The 21168-nt window shown below is 54.4% G+C and carries 15 protein-coding genes and 2 tRNA genes; 6 read left to right on the top strand and 11 right to left on the bottom strand.

Annotated elements, in window-relative coordinates; all coding sequences use genetic code 11:
- Positions 1 to 5: 5 nt before the first annotated feature.
- The 4 genes from JJD41_RS06185 (at position 6) to JJD41_RS06170 (ending at position 7533) form a co-directional block, all read left to right on the top strand.
- Positions 6 to 2945 carry a beta strand repeat-containing protein gene (locus JJD41_RS06185; protein WP_200665159.1) on the top strand — a complete coding sequence of 980 codons (2940 nt, stop codon included), beginning with the start codon at positions 6 to 8 and terminating at the stop codon, positions 2943 to 2945.
- Between the two features lie 124 nt (positions 2946 to 3069).
- A complete protein-coding gene (locus tag JJD41_RS06180; protein WP_200665158.1) occupies positions 3070 to 5613 on the top strand; it encodes a CHAT domain-containing protein in 2544 nt (847 codons plus the stop codon).
- 11 nt (positions 5614 to 5624) lie between these two features.
- Positions 5625 to 6401 carry a DUF928 domain-containing protein gene (locus JJD41_RS06175; RefSeq protein ID WP_200665157.1) on the top strand — a complete coding sequence of 259 codons (777 nt, stop codon included), beginning with the start codon at positions 5625 to 5627 and terminating at the stop codon, positions 6399 to 6401.
- A 91-nt stretch (positions 6402 to 6492) separates the two neighbouring features.
- Entirely contained in the window at positions 6493 to 7533 is a 1041-nt protein-coding gene (locus JJD41_RS06170; protein ID WP_200665156.1) for a hypothetical protein, read from the top strand.
- A gap of 54 nt (positions 7534 to 7587) precedes the next feature.
- Here the strand turns inward: JJD41_RS06170 and JJD41_RS06165 are convergent, their stop codons facing one another.
- On the bottom strand, positions 7588 to 8427 hold the full coding sequence (locus JJD41_RS06165) for a pentapeptide repeat-containing protein (protein WP_200665155.1): 840 nt from the start codon (positions 8425 to 8427) through the stop codon (positions 7588 to 7590).
- Between the two features lie 112 nt (positions 8428 to 8539).
- Here JJD41_RS06165 and JJD41_RS06160 point away from each other — a divergent pair, with 112 nt between their 5' ends.
- Positions 8540 to 8725, top strand: coding sequence for a hypothetical protein (locus JJD41_RS06160; RefSeq protein ID WP_200665154.1), 186 nt, complete (start codon positions 8540 to 8542; stop codon positions 8723 to 8725).
- Positions 8718 to 10400 (top strand): dihydroxy-acid dehydratase, encoded by a 1683-nt coding sequence (gene ilvD / locus JJD41_RS06155; protein WP_200665153.1) that lies wholly within the window; start codon positions 8718 to 8720, stop codon positions 10398 to 10400. Before JJD41_RS06160 ends, ilvD begins: the two co-directional genes overlap by 8 nt.
- Positions 10401 to 10530: 130 nt before the next feature.
- On the opposite strand, the gene JJD41_RS06150 is transcribed toward ilvD, so the two are convergent.
- The 10 genes from JJD41_RS06150 to JJD41_RS25220 all read right to left on the bottom strand — a co-directional run bounded on the left by JJD41_RS06150 (position 10531) and on the right by JJD41_RS25220 (position 21030).
- Positions 10531 to 13092: an EAL domain-containing protein gene (locus JJD41_RS06150; RefSeq protein ID WP_234488528.1), complete on the bottom strand. Its 2562-nt coding sequence runs from the start codon at positions 13090 to 13092 to the stop codon at positions 10531 to 10533.
- 93 nt (positions 13093 to 13185) lie between these two features.
- Positions 13186 to 13995, bottom strand: coding sequence for a DUF928 domain-containing protein (locus JJD41_RS06145; protein ID WP_200665151.1), 810 nt, complete (start codon positions 13993 to 13995; stop codon positions 13186 to 13188).
- Between the two features lie 679 nt (positions 13996 to 14674).
- The gene (locus JJD41_RS25660; RefSeq protein WP_200665150.1) at positions 14675 to 16033 is read right to left on the bottom strand and encodes a CHAT domain-containing protein; all 1359 of its coding nucleotides are present in this window, start codon (positions 16031 to 16033) and stop codon (positions 14675 to 14677) included.
- A gap of 86 nt (positions 16034 to 16119) precedes the next feature.
- Positions 16120 to 17322, bottom strand: coding sequence for an RNA-guided endonuclease InsQ/TnpB family protein (locus tag JJD41_RS06135; protein WP_200665149.1), 1203 nt, complete (start codon positions 17320 to 17322; stop codon positions 16120 to 16122).
- A 425-nt stretch (positions 17323 to 17747) separates the two neighbouring features.
- Entirely contained in the window at positions 17748 to 19181 is a 1434-nt protein-coding gene (locus JJD41_RS06130) for a vWA domain-containing protein (RefSeq protein ID WP_200665148.1), read from the bottom strand.
- Positions 19182 to 19563: 382 nt separating this feature from the next.
- Positions 19564 to 19656: transfer RNA gene (locus JJD41_RS06125), tRNA-Met, on the bottom strand.
- Positions 19657 to 19721: 65 nt separating this feature from the next.
- A complete protein-coding gene (locus JJD41_RS06120) occupies positions 19722 to 20183 on the bottom strand; it encodes an NUDIX hydrolase (RefSeq protein WP_200665147.1) in 462 nt (153 codons plus the stop codon).
- Between the two features lie 108 nt (positions 20184 to 20291).
- A tRNA-Tyr gene (locus JJD41_RS06115) sits at positions 20292 to 20363 on the bottom strand.
- A 230-nt stretch (positions 20364 to 20593) separates the two neighbouring features.
- Positions 20594 to 20794, bottom strand: a complete 201-nt coding sequence (locus JJD41_RS06110; protein WP_200665146.1) for a hypothetical protein — start codon at positions 20792 to 20794, stop codon at positions 20594 to 20596.
- 107 nt (positions 20795 to 20901) lie between these two features.
- Complete coding sequence (locus JJD41_RS25220; RefSeq protein ID WP_255547226.1) at positions 20902 to 21030, bottom strand: hypothetical protein; 129 nt, start codon at positions 21028 to 21030, stop codon at positions 20902 to 20904.
- Between the last annotated feature and the right edge of the window lie 138 nt (positions 21031 to 21168).

The following is a 21168-nucleotide window of genomic DNA, read 5'->3' as shown; positions in this document are numbered from 1 at the left end:
CGCCCATGAGCAACGAGCGATACCCACTCCTCTCGGCAACGGCGATCGCCGCGATCGCGATCTCAGTCGGCGAAACCAGCCTCGCCCAACTCCTCCCCGATGCCAGCTTAGGCGACGAAGCCTCGCGGTTGCGCCGAGAAACCCCCGCAACCACCACCATTGAAGGGGGAGCCAGACGAGCGGGCAATCTCTTCCACAGCTTTCGAGAATTCAACATCGGCGACGGTCAAGCGGTCTGGTTTGCCAATCCTCCCGGGGTCAAAAATATCTTGATGCGAGTGACCGGAAACAACCCGTCCAACATTTTCGGAACCCTCGGCGTGCGCGGCAGTGCCAATTTATTCTCCCTCAATCCGAACGGCTTTATTTTCGGAGGCAACGCCCGCCTCGACCTGCGCGGTGCCTTCGTCGCGACCACCGCCGAGGCGATCGCCCTGTCCGACGGCAGCTTATTCGGTGCCTTTCCCGGCTCCAATGCCGACACGGCGCCCCTGCTCTCCGTTGCCGTTCCCACCGGGCTGCAATACGGGGGCAATCCCGCACCGATTCAGTTCCAGCAGGCCGATCTCGACCTTTCTCCCGGTCAAAATGTCACATTTCTCGGTGGAGACGTTCGCTTCGCTGACAGTCGTTTGCGCGCCCCTGGAGGCCGGATCGAATTGGGCGGGCTATCGGGTTCCGGGGCGATCGCCCTCAACCCCTTTGTTCCCTCAGAGGGAAGCGGGCGCGCCGACCTCAGCCTCGTCAATTCCGACCTCAACGTGCTGGCGGGTGGAGGGGGCGAGATCGCGATCCGAGCGGGAAATGTAGAACTGATCGCGAGCAGCTTGGATGCGGGTTTATTCAACGGGTTGGGAGGACCCGGGGCGGTGGCGGGGAACATCGAAATCGAGGCCACCGGGGCGCTCGTCTTGCGCGAGAACAGCCGCATCGTCAATACGGTGCTACCGTCGGCGATCGGTCGGGGGGGAGATATCGCGATCGCCGCCGACTCGGCGATCGTGCGCGATTCGATCGTCGCCACCGAAAGTGCCAGTCAGGGAGATGCAGGCAATATCGCCGTAGCAGTGAGCGGCTTGCTCGATCTCGCCTCAACCGAACCGTTTCGAGGAAGACCCCCGCAATTTCAAGGCGGACCGCAAGACACCACGATCGCGAATTCAGACAACCCACCGATGCGATTCAATACCTTGCTGACGACGATCGCCCGTGGAGGCGGAACGGGCAATGCAGGCCAACTGACCGTCAGCGCCGGGGAAATCCGCCTCGACGGCAGAGTGCGACTCAGTAGCGAGACCGAGAGTGCGGGCAATGGCGGCGAGTTGTTCCTCGAAACTCGCTCCTTAGTCGTCACAGGAGGAGCCTTAGTGTCCTCCCTGGCGGCAGGATCCGGCAACGCGGGCAATATTACGATCCGCGCCGATACCATCGATTTGAGCGATCGCGGCAATAACTTCAATCTTTCCGGGGGGATTATTGCCACGGTCTCCCGCCGGGCCAGCCGAGGGAATGGCGGCAATATCGCGATCGAGACCCGCCGCATGACCGTGCGAGAGAGTGCCATCGTCGCCTCGGACTTGTTTGCCGAAGGAACCGGGGGCAGCATCACCATTCGCGCCAGCGAACGATTGACCTTAATCGGACAGGAAGAAGGCAAACCTGTGAGCCAGTTAGTGACAGCCGTCCAACGTTCCGGTCGCGGCAATGGCGGCGATATTCTCGTAGAAACCCAGCGCTTAGTCCTGCGCGACGGGGCAAAAATCGATGTCGGAACCGAAGGAATCGGTGACGGTGGCAACCTTACCCTCCGCGCCAGCGAACGGATCGAACTCAGTGGCGTTTCTGCGCAAGGGTTTACCAGCCGTTTGGTGGCGCAAAGCGATCGCGACGCCGTCGGTGTCGGGGGAGATATTGTCGTCGATACCTCGGAATTAGTCTTGCGTGACGGCGCTCAAATTTCGGCGGCCACCTTTGGCGAAAGTGACGGGGGCAGCGTCTTCGTGCGTGCCCGCAAGTCGGTGACGGCGATCGGGGGGTTTCCGGTGTCCGCGTCTACGGTCGATAATCTGTCGGAATTCGTGCGCGACGAATCGGGACAACGCTATCCGAGTGGGATTTTTGCCAGTTCTCCCGGGTCGGGGAATGTCAATGCCTTGCGGGTCGAAACCGGACGCTTGGAGGTGGGCGACGGCGCGCAACTGTCGGTCAGTAGCGACAATCGAGGGGCGGCAGGCAATTTGAGTGTGGTGGCGGAACAATTGCGGCTGAATCGAGGAACTTTGACGGCGGATACGGTAGAGGGCGATCGCGCCAACATCGTACTGCAAGTGCCGGACATCCAACTGCGCGGGCGATCGCAGATCGGCACCAACGCCCGAGGTAATGCGACCGGAGGCAATATCGAGATCGCCACCCAAACCTTACTCGCCCTAGAGAATAGCGATATTACCGCCAACGCCCAAGAGAGTTTCGCCGGACGGGTCGAGATTTCGGCGGTGGGGATTTTCGGCACCCAATTCCGACCCCGACCGACGCCGCGATCGGATATTACCGCCTCCTCTCAACTCGGTCCCCAGTTTCGCGGCATTGTCGAACTGAATACCCCGGAGGTCAACCCGGCATCGGGGTTAGTTCTGACCCCCGACAGTTTCCAAGATCCCCTCGAACAAGTCGTTTCCGGTTGTCCCGCCACTCGCGGTAACCGCTTTACGATCGCCGGACGCGGCGGTTTGCCCGAAGATCCGCGCCAATTCCTCCTCGGTCAAGGTGCAGTGCGCGATTTTCACTTTTATGCCTCTGAAACGCCCACTTCGCCATCGCGATCGCGCCATCGTCGGGCGGTGTTGGAAGCGACGGCATGGCAAGTCAATCCCCAGGGAAATATAGAGCTCGTTGCCCCCGCTAGAAAGGGCGATCGCTCGGTATGTTTGGGGGAATCGGGATGAGGCAGGAGGCAACCACCAACAGGAAAGGGAGCATCCGTAATGCGAATTTCTCGATCGCCGCTTCCACCGTTATTGTCCCCAACCTCAAATCTAAAATCTAGAATCTAACAAATCTAAAATCCCCATGCGTGTCCCTCGCTGGTTCCTCTTCATTGTCCTCTTCTTGATGAGTTCGATCGCGATCGCCCTCATGCAAACGGCGACCTTCGCCCGATCTCCTACTTCCGTCGCGCCTCCAGAGACGATCGCGGCACCGATCGATCGCGATCGCCTCGATCGCGGTCGCCAATTCTACGAAACCGGACAGATCGACGCCGCGATCGAGATTTGGGAACGAGTCGCCAGGGAAGGCAATAGCCGCGATGCAGCTTTAGCATATAGTGCTTTGGCCATCGCTTATTACGATGCGGGACAAGTGGACGCCGCCGAGCGATCGCTCGCCCAAGGGGCGGATTTGCTGCCCCAGGTCGGCGATCCGTTCGTGCGCGCCCGGTGGCTGCAAACGCGCGGCACCCTAGAGTTTCACCGGGGCAACCCCCAAGCCGCCCTCGATACCTGGGACGAAGCGATCGCGATTTACCGCGAGATCGGCGATCGCGACGGGGCGATCGCGGTGACGATCGATCGCGCTCAAGCCCTGCAAGCCTTGGGACTCTACCGCCAAGCGCAAAAAAGTTTGGAACACCTGGAACGACAACTGGAAAATTCTGCCAATTCCCTCCTCAAAGCCTCGACATTGCGCAGTTTGGGGGCGGTTTTGCAAGTCGTCGGCGATCGCGATCGCGCCGAAGCGGTTTTAACCACCAGTTTGCACCTCGCGCAACAGTTCGACGATCCGATCGCCGAAGGGGAAAGCCTCTTTCAACTAGGGAATAACGCCCGCTTGCAGCAACAAACCGACGCGGCGATCGCCTTTTACGACCGCGCCGCCACGACCAGCCCGATTCGGCTGCTGCAAGTGCAAGCCCGTCTCAATCAGTTAAATTTATTGGTAGCCAGCGACCGTCAGCAGGCCGCGATCGCCCTCATGCCCAGCCTTATCGGCGCCTTCGACGAGTTGCCCCGATCGCGATCGCTCGTTTACGCCCGGGTCAATTTTGCCGAAACGTCGATGCAGACCGCCACCTGGGAGCACCCCGTAAACCCTCGCGAGATCGCCACGATCCTCGCCCGAGCGATCGACGAGGCCCGCCAGATCGGCGATCGCCGCGCCGAAGCTTACGCCCTCGGACACTTGGGGGTGCTCTACGAACAACAGGGGCAATATTCCGAGGCGATTGCCTTAACCCGCCAAGGGTTGCAATGGGCCTCAACGTCGGACGCCGCCGACCTCGCCGCCAGTTGGCACGCCCAACACGGGCGACTCCTCGCCGCCACCGGACAATCGGAGGAGGCGATCGTCGCTTACGAACAGGCGGTTCAAGCGTTAGAATCCTTACGTCAAGACCTGGTCGCGGTTCATTCAGACGTGCGCTTTTCTTTTCGCGAGCGAGTCGAACCGATTTATCGGGCCTACGTGTCTTTATTACTTGAAAATGTCGATCGCTTACCGTTAGAAAAACAACAAGTCAGATTGCAAAAATCTCGACAGGCGATCGAAGCCTTACAATTACGAGAACTCGAAAACTTTTTTCGCGAAGCCTGCAAAACTTATCAGTTACAACCGATTGAAGACATCGACCCTCAAGCCGCTTTAATTTATCCGATCGTCCTCGAAAACCGGATCGATGTCATCGTGTCTCTGCCCGGCCAACCCTTAGCCCACTACGCCACCTCGGTCAGTTTCGAGGAGAGAAAAGAGGTTTTCGGGGACACCTTCGCCGCCTTAAACCCGGTTTTTCCGATCTTTCGTATTATTCAGCCCGCCCGCCAACTTTACGATTGGTTGATTCGTCCTGCCGAACCGTTATTAGAACAAGCAAATATCGAAACATTAGTGTTTGTTCTCGATGGATTTTTAAGAAATTTACCGATGTCCGCTCTCTACGATGGCGAGCAGTTCTTAATTGAAAAATATAGGATTGCCCTCACTCCGGGCTTGCAATTATTAGAGTTACCTTCGCAAGGGTCTCAAAACCGAGCCATGTTAACCGGAGGGTTAGTCGAAGCCCGTCAAGGATTTTCTGCTTTGCCGGGAGTCGCCGTAGAAATTCGAGCCTTAGACGCTTTACTGTCGCCGAAAATTTTATTAAACGAGGAGTTTACTAAAGTTTCTCTTTCTAAATCTTTAGAATCTAATTTATTTTCGATCGTTCATTTAGCTACTCACGGCCAATTTAGCTCCGAAGCCGAGCAAACTTTTCTATTGACGTGGAACGATCGCATTCAAGTTAAAGATTTGGATAAGATCTTGCAAGAACAGCGCGATCGCGCGCCGATCGAATTGCTCGTCCTCAGTGCTTGTCAGACGGCATTTGGCGACGATCGCGCCGCCTTGGGATTGGCGGGGGTCGCGGTGCGATCGGGCGCGCGCAGTACTTTAGCAACGTTGTGGTCGGTTCAAGACCGTTCCACCGCCGAACTGATGGCGCAGTTTTATCGTTTATTAAAAGAAGGCTTCACAAAAGGTGAAGCTTTGCGTCAAGCTCAACTATTTCTGTTAAAACAAGAGCAGTATCGCCATCCTTATTATTGGTCGCCTTTTGTTTTGGTCGGCCATTGGCAATAACTGTAAGAGTCATGAAATTTTGCAATCTTTTACAACCTCTGGGCCTCAGTTTATGGGTGGGTTGTTTGGGAAGTGCGGGGGGCGCGATCGCTCAAATAGCTCCCCAAACGGCTCCCCCACTGTCCCCACCCCTGTCCGAATCGATTATCTTTCAAGAAGCCTTCGACCCTCCCGGGGAGGGCAAGCCGGACGACACGGCGGGTGCAGGCGCCCGGGATGGGGCGCGCTGCCAGCCCGATGAAGACGAGATCGAAGTCTTGATGCCGCGTCGCAATTACGGACTGACTTTGGCTTCCCACCCGACGGTGTTTGTTAATTTTCCTAAAACCTCCGCCACCCAAGTTCGCTTGCTGTTTCGAGATGAGATGGGAGACTCTTCCGACGCGATCGCGTTTCCCGTTCCCCAAGGGGGAGGCTTGGTCGGGTTCCGTCTCTCGGAGGCGAGTGCTCCTTTAGAGGTCGGTAAAAATTATCAGTGGTTTTTGTCGGTGAGTTGCGCCGCCCAGCCGACCCCGAACGATCCGGTGTTTGTCGGATGGGTGCAGCGCGTGGCGTTGAACGCCGAACGACAGGGGGAGTTGGCGGCACAAAGCACCGTCGAACGGGTGCAGTGGTATGCCAGTCACGGGTATTGGTACGATTTGCTCGCGACCCTGACCGCCGCGCGACGTCAGCATCCGGAGGATCCGATGTTGGGTCAGTTGTGGACGAGCGTGTTAGAGTCGGTGGGACTGTCGGAGATCGCCTTCCCAGGGCCATTCGGGGAACAAGTGGGAACCTCGGAGTGAGACGGCGATCGGGCGATCGCCCGTAACCCCTGCGAGCATTCCCGAATCGTGCCATAATAATTCGGCTGTCGCCCGATCGTGGTTGCTCTCCATGGCTGAATTACCCGAATCCCCAGAAGCACTCGCTGCTGCGCTTGAAAGCGTCACCGACCTCAATTTTCAGCTTCCGGATCCCAGCGATGAGGAGATCCCGGAGTACGAGTTCCAGCAGCAAATTGAGAATGCGTGGAAGGTCTGCGACCACTTCGACTTGCAAACCGATATTTGGCGCGGTAGGATTCTGCGGGCGGTGCGCGATCGCGAGAAGAAAGGCGGCGAAGGACGCGGCACCGGGTTTTTAAAGTGGCTCAAGGAACAGGAAATCAGTAAAAGTCAAGCCTATTCCTTAATCGAATTAGCCAATAGTGCCGATGCTCTGTTAGAGCAAGGTTATCTCAATCCCGATACATTCGATAAATTTAGCAAGCGCGCCTTTGTCGAAACGGCGAAATCGGCACCGGAAGTCCAGCAAATGGTCTCGCAAGCGGCCAGTACGGGCGATCGCATCACCCGGCGCGAAGTCCGGCAACTCTCCGACGAATGGACTGCCATGACCTCGGATTTACTCCCGGAAGAAGTCAAGGAAAAAGCGACTTCGGGTTCGATTCCGCCGCGCTATCTCGCTCCCCTGGCCCGGGAAATGGAAAAACTGCCCGAAACTCATCAAAAATCGATGCGCGAGGAAGCTTCGATCAATCCCGATGTCGATACGGTCAAACAACTGACCACCGACGCGCGCAATTTATCGAAATATCTCGATGCGGCGGCTCAAGTGCAGGCGATTTCGCGCAACAGCATCGACGTGGAAATGGCCCTAGAAGAAGCCTTGCGCCTCGGGTTTCTCAGTACCGCCTCGGATCTGGTCAAACAGGCGGCGGCGTTAGAACAAACGGCGGTCAAGTTATATAACACATGGCGGCGTTTGGTGAGCTTAGCCGATCGCCTCTACGTGGATACGGGAGCGAGTACGCCGCACCTGCGATCGATGTTGAGCTGTCTCGATCGCCTCGCCGGACAAGTCGTGGAAGTTCACTTGAGCGAAGCGGACGATCGCACGGTGCGACTGCAAATTTTGGGCGATCGCGAGTCTTGAAGGGTCGGGATGGGGAATCGGTCACTGGAATCCAGATTCCCCACTCCCGATTTCTTACTGATAGGGCATTCCGTCCGGCATCACCGCCCCGGTTAAAATGGCATCGCGCAAATTGGCTCGATATAAATTGGTATCCATCAAGATCGCTTCACTCAGATCGGCGCCACTCAAATTCGACCAGCCGAGATTGGCGCGATACAAACTCGCCCCGCGCAAACTCACTCCGCGCAGGGTCGTCCAACTGATATTCGTGCCGCGCAATTGGGTATTACTCAGATCGGCATCCGCCAGGTTCGAGCTGCTCATCGTAGCGCGACTGAGATCCGAACCTTTAAGATTGGCCTCAGAAAGATTGACCCCGTTGAGAACCGCATTGGTGAGGTTGACCGATTCCAGGGTCGCCCGGGTCAAAATGGCGATCGTCAAATTCGCTTCTTCCAAACGAGCCCGGGATAAATCCGCTTCACTTAAATTTGCCCGACTCATATTCGCCTGACTGAGATTGGCTTCCACGAGTTTCGCCCAACTCAAGCGGGTTTCGCTGACGATCGCCTCGATCATTTTCGCCCGTTGCATCGTGGCCCGTTCTAAGATCGCCCGACTCATATTCGCCTGAGTTAAATTAGCCTCGTCGAGGTTGGCTTTCATCAAATTGGCACTGATCAAATTCGCCTCGCGTAAATCGGCCCCGGTCAGGGACGCCGACGAAAGGTTCGCTTCTCTGAGATTAGCGCCCGTCAACTTGGCGCCGACTAAATTGGCCTGTCGTAAATCCGCGCTTCTGAGATTGACCTCGCATAAGTTAATTCCTTCTAAATTGGCACCGATTAACTTAATTTCGCGAAAATCTCGTTCTCCTCGCGCGTAACGCTCGCGTAATTCGTTCGCATCCATGTTCTCCGCCTCTGTGTCTCTAAGCAATTTTATCGATAGCTGGTTCTAATGTATCTTTTTACGCTTCGACGGGAAAAGTCCTCTATTGAGGCCGATCGGGGCGATCTCGCCCTTGGTCACTCGCCGCGATCGCGCGCTTCTGGAAGCGGCGATCGCCCCCACTGCTCAAATCGTCGTCGATTCTGAGACAATCGAAAAAGGGACGAACGATCCCGGACCGCAAGTACCACAACGGGATCCCGTTCGACCCCGCCCCCCTGAACTTCTCAACGCTTTCACGGATATCAAGAATGCCTGACAACCTCAGAAGCCGCGTCGTCACCCAAGGAGTCCAGCGATCGCCCAACCGGGCGATGCTAAGGGCGGTCGGTTTTGGAGACGAGGACTTTAACAAACCGATCGTTGGCATTGCCAATGGCTACAGCACCATCACCCCCTGTAATATGGGTCTCGACCTGCTCGCCAAACGGGCAGAAACGGGGGTTCGCGATGCCGGAGGAATGCCCCAGATGTTCGGAACGATCACGATTAGCGATGGGATTTCAATGGGAACGGAAGGGATGAAATATTCCCTCGTTTCCCGGGAAGTGATTGCCGACGCGATCGAAACCGTGTGCAACGGTCAGAGTATGGATGGAGTCTTGGCGATCGGAGGTTGCGATAAAAATATGCCGGGGGCGACGATCGCGATCGCCCGCCTCAACATTCCCGCAATTTTCGTCTACGGCGGCACGATTAAACCCGGTCATTATAATAACTGCGACCTGACGATCGTCAGCGCCTTCGAGGCCGTCGGTCAGCGCAGTGCGGGAACGATTGACGACGACGAACTGCTCGCCGTCGAACGCAATGCCTGTCCCGGCGCCGGATCTTGTGGCGGGATGTACACCGCTAATACTATGTCTTCCGCCCTCGAAGCGATGGGGATGAGCTTGATGTATTCCTCGACCATGGCGGCGGAAGATGCGGAAAAAGCCGACAGCGCCGAACAGTCTGCCGCCGTCCTCGTCGAAGCCATTCGCCAGCAGATTTTGCCGCGACAAATCATGACGCGCAAGGCGTTTGAAAACGCCATTTCCGTGATTATGGCCGTCGGCGGTTCCACCAATGCCGTGTTACATTTACTGGCGATCGCCAACGCGATCGGCGTCGAACTCACCCTCGACGACTTTGAAACCATCCGCCAGCGCGTCCCGGTCTTGTGCGACCTCAAACCGAGCGGTCGGTACGTCACCACCCAACTGCACCAAGCTGGGGGCATTCCCCAAGTGATGAAAATGCTGCTCGTCCACGACTTGCTGCACGGCGACGCCCTCACCATCACCGGACAGACGATCGCCGAACTGCTCGCCGACATTCCCGAGGAACCCCCCCAAGGTCAAGATGTTATCCGTCCTTGGAATCAGCCGATGTACGCCCAAGGACACCTCGCCATCCTCAAAGGCAACCTCGCCAGCGAAGGCGCCGTCGCTAAAATTAGCGGGGTCAAAAAACCCCAAATCACCGGGCCGGCGAAGGTTTTCGAGTCCGAGGAAGACTGCCTCGCCGCCATTCTCGACGGCAAAATTAAAGCCGGAGATGTGGTCGTCGTGCGTTACGAAGGACCTAAAGGCGGTCCGGGAATGCGCGAAATGCTCGCCCCCACCTCGGCGATTATCGGCGCCGGGTTGGGCGATTCCGTGGGTTTGATCACCGACGGGCGCTTCTCTGGCGGGACTTACGGTTTGGTGGTCGGTCACGTGGCGCCGGAAGCTGCGGTCGGCGGGGCGATCGCCCTGGTTGAAGAAGGGGATACGATTACGATCGACGCCCAGCAACGGCTGTTACAGTTAAATGTTTCCGAGGAAGAACTCGAACGCCGTCGGGCCAATTGGCAACCTCCCACACCGCGTTACCGTAAAGGAATTCTGGCGAAATATGCCAAGCTCGTCTCGTCGAGCAGTCTCGGTGCGGTTACGGATTTGGATTGTTGATCGGGCAATAGGAAAGCGGGAAGCGGGAATCGGCAAAAACTAGAAATGAGCAGTTTTCCAATTCCCGATTCCCGACTCCGTCAATCTAAAATCTAAAATCTAAAATCTAAAATCTGTTTTCCGAGTCCCGTCAATAGGCGTTTAACTTTCGGATTAAAAAGGTTTCCGCCATCTCGCTGTTGACGGGTTTTGAGAATAAATAACCTTGCACGTAATCGCAATCTAAATCTCGCAAAATTTTGAGCTGGCGGGCGTTTTCCACCCCTTCGGCGATCGCGTCCATGCCCAAACTATGGGCCATTAACACGATCGTGCGGACAATTTCCAACTGTTCGGAATTCGTATCGATTTCGTGGATGAAGGAGCGATCGATTTTCAAAGTATCGACGGGAAAACGGCGCAGATAACTTAAAGAGGAATAGCCCGTCCCGAAATCATCGACGCTTAACTGAATGCCCAAGGTTTTGAGTCGTTCGAGCATTTTGACTGCCGTTTCGGCATTTTGCATGACGACACTTTCGGTAATTTCTAACTTTAAGCCTTGGGTGGCCAGTCCGGTTTGTTTGATAATACGTTCGATTTGTTCGACGAGATCGGCTTGTAAAAATTGCCGTCCCGAGAGATTGACACTAATTTTAAGGGGTTCGTCGTCGGGAAATTGGGCTTGCCATCGAGCAATTTGCTCGCAGGCGGCGTATAAAATCCACCACCCCAAGGGTACGATCAGCCCGGTTTCTTCGGCGACGGGAATAAATTGAGCGGGGGAGATAAAACCGCGTTGGGGATGTTGCCAGCGCACGAGGGCTTCAAATCCGGTGACGGTATTGGTTTTCAGGCAAACAATCGGCTGGTAGTAGAGGACGAATTCGGCGCGATCGATGCCGTGGCGCAGGTCGTTTTCGAGTTGCAGCAGTTTCTTCAAGTCCCCTTGCATACTGGCGTCGAAGATTTCGTAGCACCCTTTGCCCCGGGCTTTGGCGCGATACATGGCGACATCGGCGGCGCCGAGAAAGTCTTCGGGTTCTTGGTAGTCGGCATCGTTGATGAGAATCCCGATGCTGGCGCTGGTATAGACTTGATAGCCGTTGTTGAGGTTGAAGGGGAGTTGGAGTTGTTCGTAGATGCGATCGACGATCGCGATCGCGTCGCCGAGTTGGTGGATGTTATCGAGCAGAATAATAAATTCGTCGCCGCCGAGACGGGCGATCGTATCTTGACTGGCGAGGAGGGTTTGCAGGCGATGACCGAGGGCGACGAGTAGTTCGTCTCCGGTCCGGTGACCGAGGGCGTCGTTGACGAGTTTGAAGCGGTCGAGATCGAGAAAAAGAACGGCGAAGCGATAGTCGCAGTGGATTTGACTGTGGGCGATCGCCTCTTGCAGGCGTTCGAGGAAACAAAAGCGGTTCGGCAGTCCGGTGAGGGCGTCGTGGAGGGCGTGATAGCGCAATTGGGCTTCGGAACGTCGGCGTTCGGTATAGGCGATATAACTGACGATCGAGATATACGATCCGCCCAAGGAGAGTAAGGGAGGCACGAGGGGAATCCACCAGCCTTGAATAAAGGCGAAGTAGGCGATCGCCACGAGTCCGCAAGCGGCAAATACGACGGTGAAAAATTCCCAACGCCGTCGCAACAAGCTCCAGGCTAAGGTGGCGCCGATCGCCGCCCAGGCGAAAATCCACAAACTTTCGACGGCTTCGTTCCAGGTGCGAATCAAGGGGCGTCCGTCGAGGGCCGCACTGAGAATCTGGCTGGCGAGGTCGCCGTGCATTTTCACCCCGGGTAAGGCGGTGATGTAGTTGTTACTGTAGGGGGTAAAAAAGCGGTCTTTGAGACTCGGGGCCGTCGAACCGATCAAGACGATGCGATCGCGCAGTAAATCCCGAGGGATGCGCTCTTCTAGCAAATCGCTCATCGAAACGGTTAAAAAGATCTCGCAGGTTTCGATTTTGCCGCGACAGGCCAAGCTACGAAAATTATAGAGAATTTGATAGCCTCCGGTATTGGCGCGCACGTAGCCCCCGGAATTCGGTTGCCAGCGATCGAAGAGGGCTTTTCCCAGGCGAACTTTCTCGCGATCGCCTTCGACGGGTTCGAGTTGGATCCCTTCTCGTTCCAAATACATCAACGCCAATCGCACCCCGAGGGTGTAGACGGTTTGACCTTGGTTGTTCGGTCGGACCGAGAGCAAAGCGCGCCGCACTTTACCGTCGCCGTCGAGGAGCAAATCCACCGCGCCGACGCGATCGAGTTCTTTGAGCTTCGGCGGGGCGGCGACGACGGCGCCGTAGTTATCGCCGATCGCCTTTTCAATGCCGATCAAGTTTGGCGTATTCTCGAATAATTCGACTAACTGCGCGTGTCCCGGTTCGACGGGTAAATCTCGATATAAATCCAGTCCGATCGCGCGCGGCTGTTGTTTCTTGATTTTCTCTAACAGAAGCGTTAACGCGGCGTCGGAAATCGGCCACTGTTGGGCTTGACGAATGTCAGACTCGGTAATTTCGACAATGGCAATGCGCGGGTCGATCGCTTCTGGGGGTCGCATCCGGAAGAGGCGATCGAGGGCGGCCCACTCCAGCAGTTGCAAGACGCCGCTCAAGCGCAAGGCGATCGTCAGGGTAGCCACGATCGGCGCCGTCATCCAAACTCCCCGCCACGCCCAGATTTGCCGTTTGAACAAGTCGCCCATCGCATTCCCAATCATGAATCGGTGTTGAGTTTTGAAGTCGCCTGGGTCGGCAGCACCGGGTTTGAAGCCCCGACCTCAAAACTCTAACCCCTCTCAAGGATTTGAGGTGCAACAGCTTAGCAGAGGTTCGCGGGCAATTTGTCCTAACTGGACTGCTTCCGACTTTAACAGGTTTTCCCAGGTGTTTGCCAGTCCATCACTGTGCGGTTGTGCGGCTCTCAAGCTCGCCAACGTGCTTAAGGTGTCGTACCAAATTCCCGCATTGCCGTAAGCGGCAGCCCGTTCGAGGGGGGTCGCCCCCTCCAGTTGACTCGCGAGCTGGGGGTCGAGTTCCGTGCGCTCGATCCAGCCATCGACAACCCAATCTTGCAGGCGATCGCTCGGTTGGCAAATCATGGCAAACGACCACTGATATCGGTGGCCGAATTCCAAGGCGGGCAAGCTCTCCGGCAGGTCGATCCGGAGAATACCCGGGGCGTTTCCTAAACTGACGGTCGTTTGATATATTCCGTCGCCGTAACCGTCGCGCAGGACGAATTCCGCTTGACTCGCCGTCGTCGGCGGGACGTATACGAAAAAGGTGGGGTGTTGGGCGGTGGTCAGCCCGCTTTGCGCGATCGGTAATAATAAAGTCAGCTCTCGATAACTTGGGGACGGGCTGATGCAATGATGTTGACTGCGAGTCGCTCCGCCTGCGGTTCCGTCTTCTTCGGGATCGCCTTCCCCTTCCGGAGCCTCGAATTTCACTAACATTTCGATATCGGCAGGATTCACCCGTGCGATTTGGCTGTCTGTTCCCACCTCTGCAGCTTGGGCGCGAGCTTGCAGGGGAATAACGATCGCCCCCAATCCCATGAGGGCTGACAGGACACGCTTGCGCAGTCCGGATCTGTTCCTGGCCATGATAGATCTGCCTCTGATGATATGATGCACCTCAAAAACGAGCAATTCAGCAAGGGAATTGCGATCGCCGTTCGATCTTGAAATCACCCTAAATTCCAGAATCTGCCTCGATTCGATGCGAGTCGCTGTTTGTTAACGCGCGATCGCCGCCCTGAGTGTCGATTGCGTTTAAACGGCGTTCATTCTGGTTGTACGAATGCAGACCCGATAGAAATACTTAGGATCCGCTCCTCTACGATCGTAAAGGTCTTACCGACGAAATATGAAAGGGGGATAAGCCTTTAGGCGTTTGACCCCTCTAATCTGTCTTACTTGTACCGCATTGCTACTTTTCCCCCTCAGCGAGCGTTCCCGAGCTCCCATTCGGTCGTCCCAGGTACTCTCGATTCCCTCGCTTTCAAGGCTAATTTTTTTTTATGGTATTTTATATTTCCATTGTCGGGGTTGCCCACTATTCCTGTCATCCGAAATCTGCCCCAAAAATATCGTTTGCCAAAGATCGCGATTTACGGAGTCGCGGATCTCGGGGACGGGTTCGGCGATCCGACTGAAACCTTAAAATTAGTCCGATCTCAAAAAACTATTGGTTTGGCAACCGTATTTTTACGGGAATATGCTAGTTTTTATATTAATTTTTATTGATTTTTGCAGTATTCTGGGGCGGCGATCGCCTCGGATTTCAGATCCACAAGCCGACGAGAACAAAAGCCGCCCAGTAAAACGGATGTTTGTATTGGGGCTGTTTTAATAAACTCAGTTGGGCGCGGCGCAAGGCTTGGGCTTTGCCGACGCCCGATCGCATCAGCTCGTGATAAAAGGACATCATCAATTGAGCGCTGGAGGCGTCCTGGACGGGCCACAAGCTCGCCAGGGTCGATCGCGCTCCAGAACGTACGGCAATCCCCGCCAGACCCAACGCGGCCCGCTTGTCCCCTTGGGCGGTCTGACAGGCACTCAAGACGAGCAGTTCGATCGATCGCGCCGTTCCCGATCGCAGCAACCGCTCGAACTCGTTGAGGTTGACCGGACCGTCCCAGGTCAAAATAAACGTCTGTTGCGGGTCGGAACTAAATTGACCGTGGGTGGCTAAGTGGACGATCTCAAAGGGTCGATCTTGCAACCAAGAAACCAATTGTTCCCGGGTAAAGTACTCGTCGAGTAACAGACGAGTGGGCATCAAGGCGGCGATCGCGTGTAATTCGCGCTCGACTCCCGGTAGCGATGCAAATCCAGCTCGGCTTTGGCTGAGTCCGCCGACGAGGGCCTCGAAATCTTCGAGGGGGCGCGATCGCGGTTCCACTACCCGTAACAAGGGGGCGAGGGCGATCGCGTATTTCTCGACGAGATAACCCGTCCCATCGTGTAAGGCGGCGATCGGTAAATTCCACAAGGGACCGTCTAAAACGAACACTAACGTCGCGATCGCGTAGCGGTCTAACTCCGTGGCGATCGGTTCGACCAACCAGCGATAAAATTGTTGCGCTAAAGGGAGCCGTTCGTTCGCAAAAGAGGTGCGCCGTAACGATTGGCGCATTTGGGCGGCGAGATCGCTCAGTTCCCGGGCGCAGACTGAAATCGTGTAATGTCCGAACTGTCCGTCGGGAAAGCCGACCACGACTTCCAACCGATCCGCCAAGACGATCGGATAGAGGGTGACCGCTTCGGGATCGATTTGTTCGAGGGATTTGCGCTGACGGGTCGAGAGGCGATCGCAATTCGTCTCCTCCGAGTTGGGGTTCTCCACGCCGTGGATGGCGGCGATCGCCCGTAAGATTTTAGCCGCTTCCTGTGTATCGAGTCGGTAGAGTTCTCCCTCGCGATCGCCCGCAGGTAAGAGGCGATCGAGCAGTTTTCTGTATAAATAGCTGGAACTGTCATCCCAGGGAAGCGTTGCTTCTGGCGCGATCGTCGTGACCTCCGTTCCCACACAGGAAACGGGTTGCGGGCGATCGCCCGACCCTGCCGGGATCGCCACGATCGCCCAGCCCACAACCAGCAGCAATCCCCACAGCACGATTCTCCCGATCGGTGATTTCACAGTTTCAATGGCGAGCGATCGCCGCACTAGCAAACATTGGCATCGTGAACTACCGCTATTGAATCAGAGATTACAATAGCAGCTTCCTACCCAACAGATTGCCCAATCGTAGATTTCTTGCGTCCTCTACGGTTCGGTCTTACATCCCGACAGTAGGCTTGGCCCCGCGTCCCGCAGGTCAAGAGTCGTAGCCCCTCTTCTCTGAGATTGATAGCTGCATTGAGATCGCGATCGTGACTCGTCCCACAGCTAGAACAAGTCCAATTTCTGACATCTAGTGGCAGGCTATCGATTTGATTCAAGCAAACGTTGCAGGTTTTAGAAGAGGGGAAGAATCTATCAACTTCAATATAGACTTTCCCTTCCTGTTCGGCTTTGTACTTTAGCATCGTCAAAAACATTCCCCAACCAACTTGGCCGATCGCCTTAGCTAGGTTAGGGTTTTTGAGCATGCCTATCCCCCCTTTAGTTCCCCCCTTATGAAGGGGGGTTAGGGGGGATTCCACACAGATGACTTGGTTTTCGTCAACTATCCTACGCGATAGCTTGTGTAGGAAATCCTCCCGGCAACGTGCTACCTTGTTATGTACCTTAGCGACTTTCTTTCGTGCTTTATTTCGGTTGTTAGAGCCTTTCTGTTTTCTCGATAAGTCTTGCTGCTTGCGTTTCAGGTTACGCTCATGTTTAGCAATCCATCTTGGGTTGTTAAACTTAGACCCATCGGAAGTTACAGCAAAATGATTTAATCCAAGGTCTACACCGACCGCTTTTCCCTCAGTGGATGAGTCTGGATTGGGTTTCCCATCTTCAAAGAGAATGGAAGCAAAATACTGGTCGCAGCGATTTTTGGTAACTGTGACGGTTTTGAGTTTGCCTTCTATTGGTCGATGAACAACCGCTTTAACTTCCCCAATCTTCGGTAGCTTCAAGACGTTCTCCAGCACCTTGACATTTTGGGGATACTGGATGGATTGTTTGCCGTGTTTGGACTTAAATTGCGGATACCTAGCCCGCTTCTCAAAGAAGTTGTTAAAAGCGGTTCCCAGGTTAATGCAAACCTGTTGAAGGCATTGTGAATATGTCAGCTTTAACCACTCATGCTCTTGTTTGAGGCTGGGAATCTTTTTCTTGATGTCGTAACTAGATAGTCCTTTTCCAGTCTCCTGGTAGGTTTGGTTCATCAAGTTCAGACCATAGTTCCACAGCCATCTGCAATTGCCGAAGGATTGCTCCAGCGATTGCTTCTGCTGCTCATTTGGGTATAGTCTGATTTTTACGACTTTGAGCATTAAGGCAAATTAGATTCACCATAAACACTCTACCATAAGTTACTGCCGCCATTCATCTCACGCTTCAAATCTCTGATTGAAGCGTGAGATGAATGGCGGATTTGGCTAAAGCCAATCTTCCGAAAACAGTCAATGGTATCGGCCCCCTACCGGGGTTTGGCAACATTCCAAACTCGATCTAAATTTCAACTTCAACGGATTTAGAACTGCTATAGCGATCCTCAATCTTGTTGTAAAATTCAGAGTTTTTAGGGACACGACATTGCCGTGTCCTTACAGGGATTTGACGACTTTCCCGGGTCGATCTCAGATTCAACTGATTGAGGATTGCTATATATATTATTCAAAAATAATTCAAAAATAAGCAAAAAAAAACTGGAGTCAATATTGACTCCAGTCCGTTCGCTGTTTGGCAGATCTACAGCCTACTGGTCATCGCGCACTGGGAGGGGAGTGTCGAGAATTTCCATTAACAACTCCAGGCGCGACGGGCGAGACAGAAGGGGAACGACATTCGGCAACGAATAATAATCGCCATTAAACGTCACCGTCTCGACCGGAATTTGCTTTTGCTTTCCTTGAGTTTCGAGCCAATCGTAAGCGTAGCCGACTTTAACAATCGTCACGTTCGGCATCACCCCAAATTCACGGCAGTAAGACTGATACGTACTCGTGAAATAGGGCGCGTTATTTTCCCCTTCGTCGGTCACCAAAATCATTTGCTCGACGCTTTGCTTCTTAGCGCGCATCGCTTCCACCGCACAACCGATACTCGTTCCCCCTCCGGCGTGCAGGTGTTGGAACGCCCGTTCCCAATCGCTCAACTCCTTGCCCCGGGCTTTGATTTCGTAGGGCATGGTATCGAACGCATAAACGAACAAGTCGGCATCGGTAATCCCGGAAATGAGGGCGGCGAGGCGCTTACCCACTTCCAGTGCTTGGTGCATGGAACCGGATTTATCGACGAGTAACGCGGTGGATTGACTGATTTTGCCGCGTTTTTTCACTTGTTCGTCGGTGACGCGCTCTAGCTGGGCGGTCGTGGAGCGATCGACTCCGGCGACTTCGGCGGCGACCCGCGCTTTGTAGGCGGAGACGCGATCGCTCGTTTGTGCTTTTTGCAGCTTTTCGTCGATTAACGCCTTCACCTGCAGGTGATCCATCGCCCCCCGTTGTTTCAGGGATTTGAGGTTGTTGATGACCTCTTGCGGCGTCATAGCATTAATCAGTGCTACCAAAACCGTCGGGGTCAGTTGTTTGACCGCCCCGACGGCGATCGGGTACGGGATTTGATGTTCGACAATCAGAGCGGCTTGGTCGGCGGGGGTTTCGGCTTTTGCCAGTTGTTTGACCAAGTAAGCGAGGCTGTCTTGCGGCGGGTTATCTTTAAACAGAATGGCGTTGGCGCGATCGCTCGGACGCACGTGCAAGGTAGCATACAGGTGCTTGAGTGCTTTGCGACCCCGCACGGCGGCGCGATCGAAAAATTGGGTATTTTTCTCGCGATCGCGCAAATAACGAGTGACCGCCGTGCGCGCGCAACGCGGTACTTTCCCGCGATGGCGTTTCATAAAGTCCACAATCCGCCCCACTTGGTACGGCGCGAACTCCCGCAGCATCACGAACCCCGCATCTCGGTGTTCCGGAAGTGGACTCGTCAGCAAGTGAGCGACAAAGACTTCTTTATGATCGCGCACGTCCCCTTGTTTTTGATACCAAACGCCCAAGTGACCGTAAAAAATTGGGTCGAGTTCGAGCATGATGGCGTGAATTTCCGCCACATCTTCGAGCTTGCGGTGGGGAGTCGTCAGCAAGCTATTGAGCATTTCCAAGCGCAAGTCGCGTTCTGCTGCATTCATCGGTTTTACCTCCAATTGGGGATCGAAAGCACGGCTAACCGATGCAGGTGTCGCGCGCGATCGCTACAAAAACACTAGATATCGCACTTTTTTAAAAGTGTGCCGCACGAGTGAGGAAGGCATCGACCCGCTATTGAGGTTCGGGCTTGCAGCGCTTTCTCCAAAGCGCACCTTGAGTTTGGAGGAGTATGTAAGCCTTCCCGGTTGGGGCGCGGCGACAACTGCATGATTTTGTTGAAAAACTTCAGACTCAGAAAACAACAGCTCGCAAAGCTGTGGTGCGGGCATCTTCCCCGCAACAAAGTGAGACTTCTCTTAATCTAAAAGTTAAAATCTAAAATCTAAAATCTAAAAATCCCTTCGCGCAAGTTGAGAAAGCTGTTGGTTCACACACGGGATTTGAACCCGCAAAACTCCAGTTAAGGAGTTAACTTGATTATGAGTCAAGCGCCTTTACCAATTAGGCCAGTATGTAAGCTTTCTGGATTAGGGCGCGAAGGGAAAAAGATTCAATCAGAATTTAAGACCAAATCGAAAAACTCAAATTTTATAGGGCGCGCCTTCAAAACTAATTAAATTGATAGGATAAATCCGACCGCCGTGGGCTAAATAATTGAGAATTTCTTTAACGTGGGGCGATCGCAATGACAATTTTTCTAAATCTTTCCAAGAAAACCAACTTGCTCCTAACGATTGATTGTCGGGTACGGTTTTCGGAGGCGTATCGTCTTCGGGACGGGCGACGAAAATCATGCGAACTCGGGCGTTATTCCCGAGGGGTGTATGTTCCATCCGCAATACGCCGTCAATAATAATCGGAATTCCTGCTTCTTCGAGGGCTTCTCGTCGCGCCGCTTCGACGAAGGTTTCTCCCGGTTCGACTCGTCCGGCGGGAAAGTACCACTGTTGATTGTGTTTGCACTCTTGCACGAGTAGAAAGCGATCGCCGGAACGAACGACGACTAAGGTATAAAATGCCGTTTGAATCGGTTTGCGTGCCATGAATTGAATGCTCCCCTCAATGAATGTTTGGCTGTCACGATCTCTTATGATACTGCGCGCTTTTCATTTCGGGGAGAAAGCACTTCGCGCAAGTCAAAAAAGCCGGAGTCACATACGCGGGATTTGAACCCGCGACCGTTACCTTTACAGGGTAATGCTCTACCACTGAGCGAGTATGTAAGCTTTTTCAGTCGGGGCGCGAAGTGCTTTTTTAAGGGGATTGGATGGACTCCCGCGCGAGTTAATAAAGCGTTAGTATTGTTGCTCTTACCGATGAGCGACACCTCCGAGGCGGAGGTGGTAGGAGTCGAACCTACAAACTGAGGATAAATCAGTTATGGATGTAAGCTTTATCGGTCGGGGCGCGGAAGTTTCCAAAGTTTCAATTTTTTGGTTAAATACGTTGAAAACTAGCCGTAAACGGCCTCCGGACGGACGATATAGTCTCCAGAAGGACGGCGGTCGATGACGTAGCGATCGAAGCGATCGCGTTTGACTTCAAAATGGCGGGCGAGGCGGTCGAAAATCTCGCGATTGTCGGTGCGATCGCTAATTCCCAAGTTAGTTTCGTCAAGATCGTAGGAACGTCCTTCAAAGCGGATGTGAATCATTTTGGCACCTCCTTACTGAACTGGATTGTCGTTCGTATTCGGGAAGGGCGATCGCCTGTTGGTGAAAGTGCCATCGATCGAATTTAAGGGATTGAATGGCTAACTTTCTACAGAATAAAACGCCGTTCTAATAAATGTAACTCGCTTCCCCGCGCGATCGTTTCGGTCGTGTATTTGGCGAGAGTGAGTTCGCGTTCCATGGAGCGATCGCGCGTTTCAATTTTTGGGACGCCCAAGTTTGATAATCTCGCCTCACTCGTGTCAGTTGTGGCCTCACACTCTTGAGTTTTTGGCCAGATAGGGCGATCGAATAAGTGCGTATAGATTAGCACCATGATGAGTTGAATTCTCTTTAAAGAATCCGCAAACAAATG

It is taken from the genome of Oxynema mangrovii CENA135, from assembly GCF_016632315.1.
GTDB classification, from domain to species: domain Bacteria; phylum Cyanobacteriota; class Cyanobacteriia; order Cyanobacteriales; family Laspinemataceae; genus Oxynema; species Oxynema aestuarii.
This window is presented reverse-complemented; position numbering and strand designations above follow the sequence as displayed.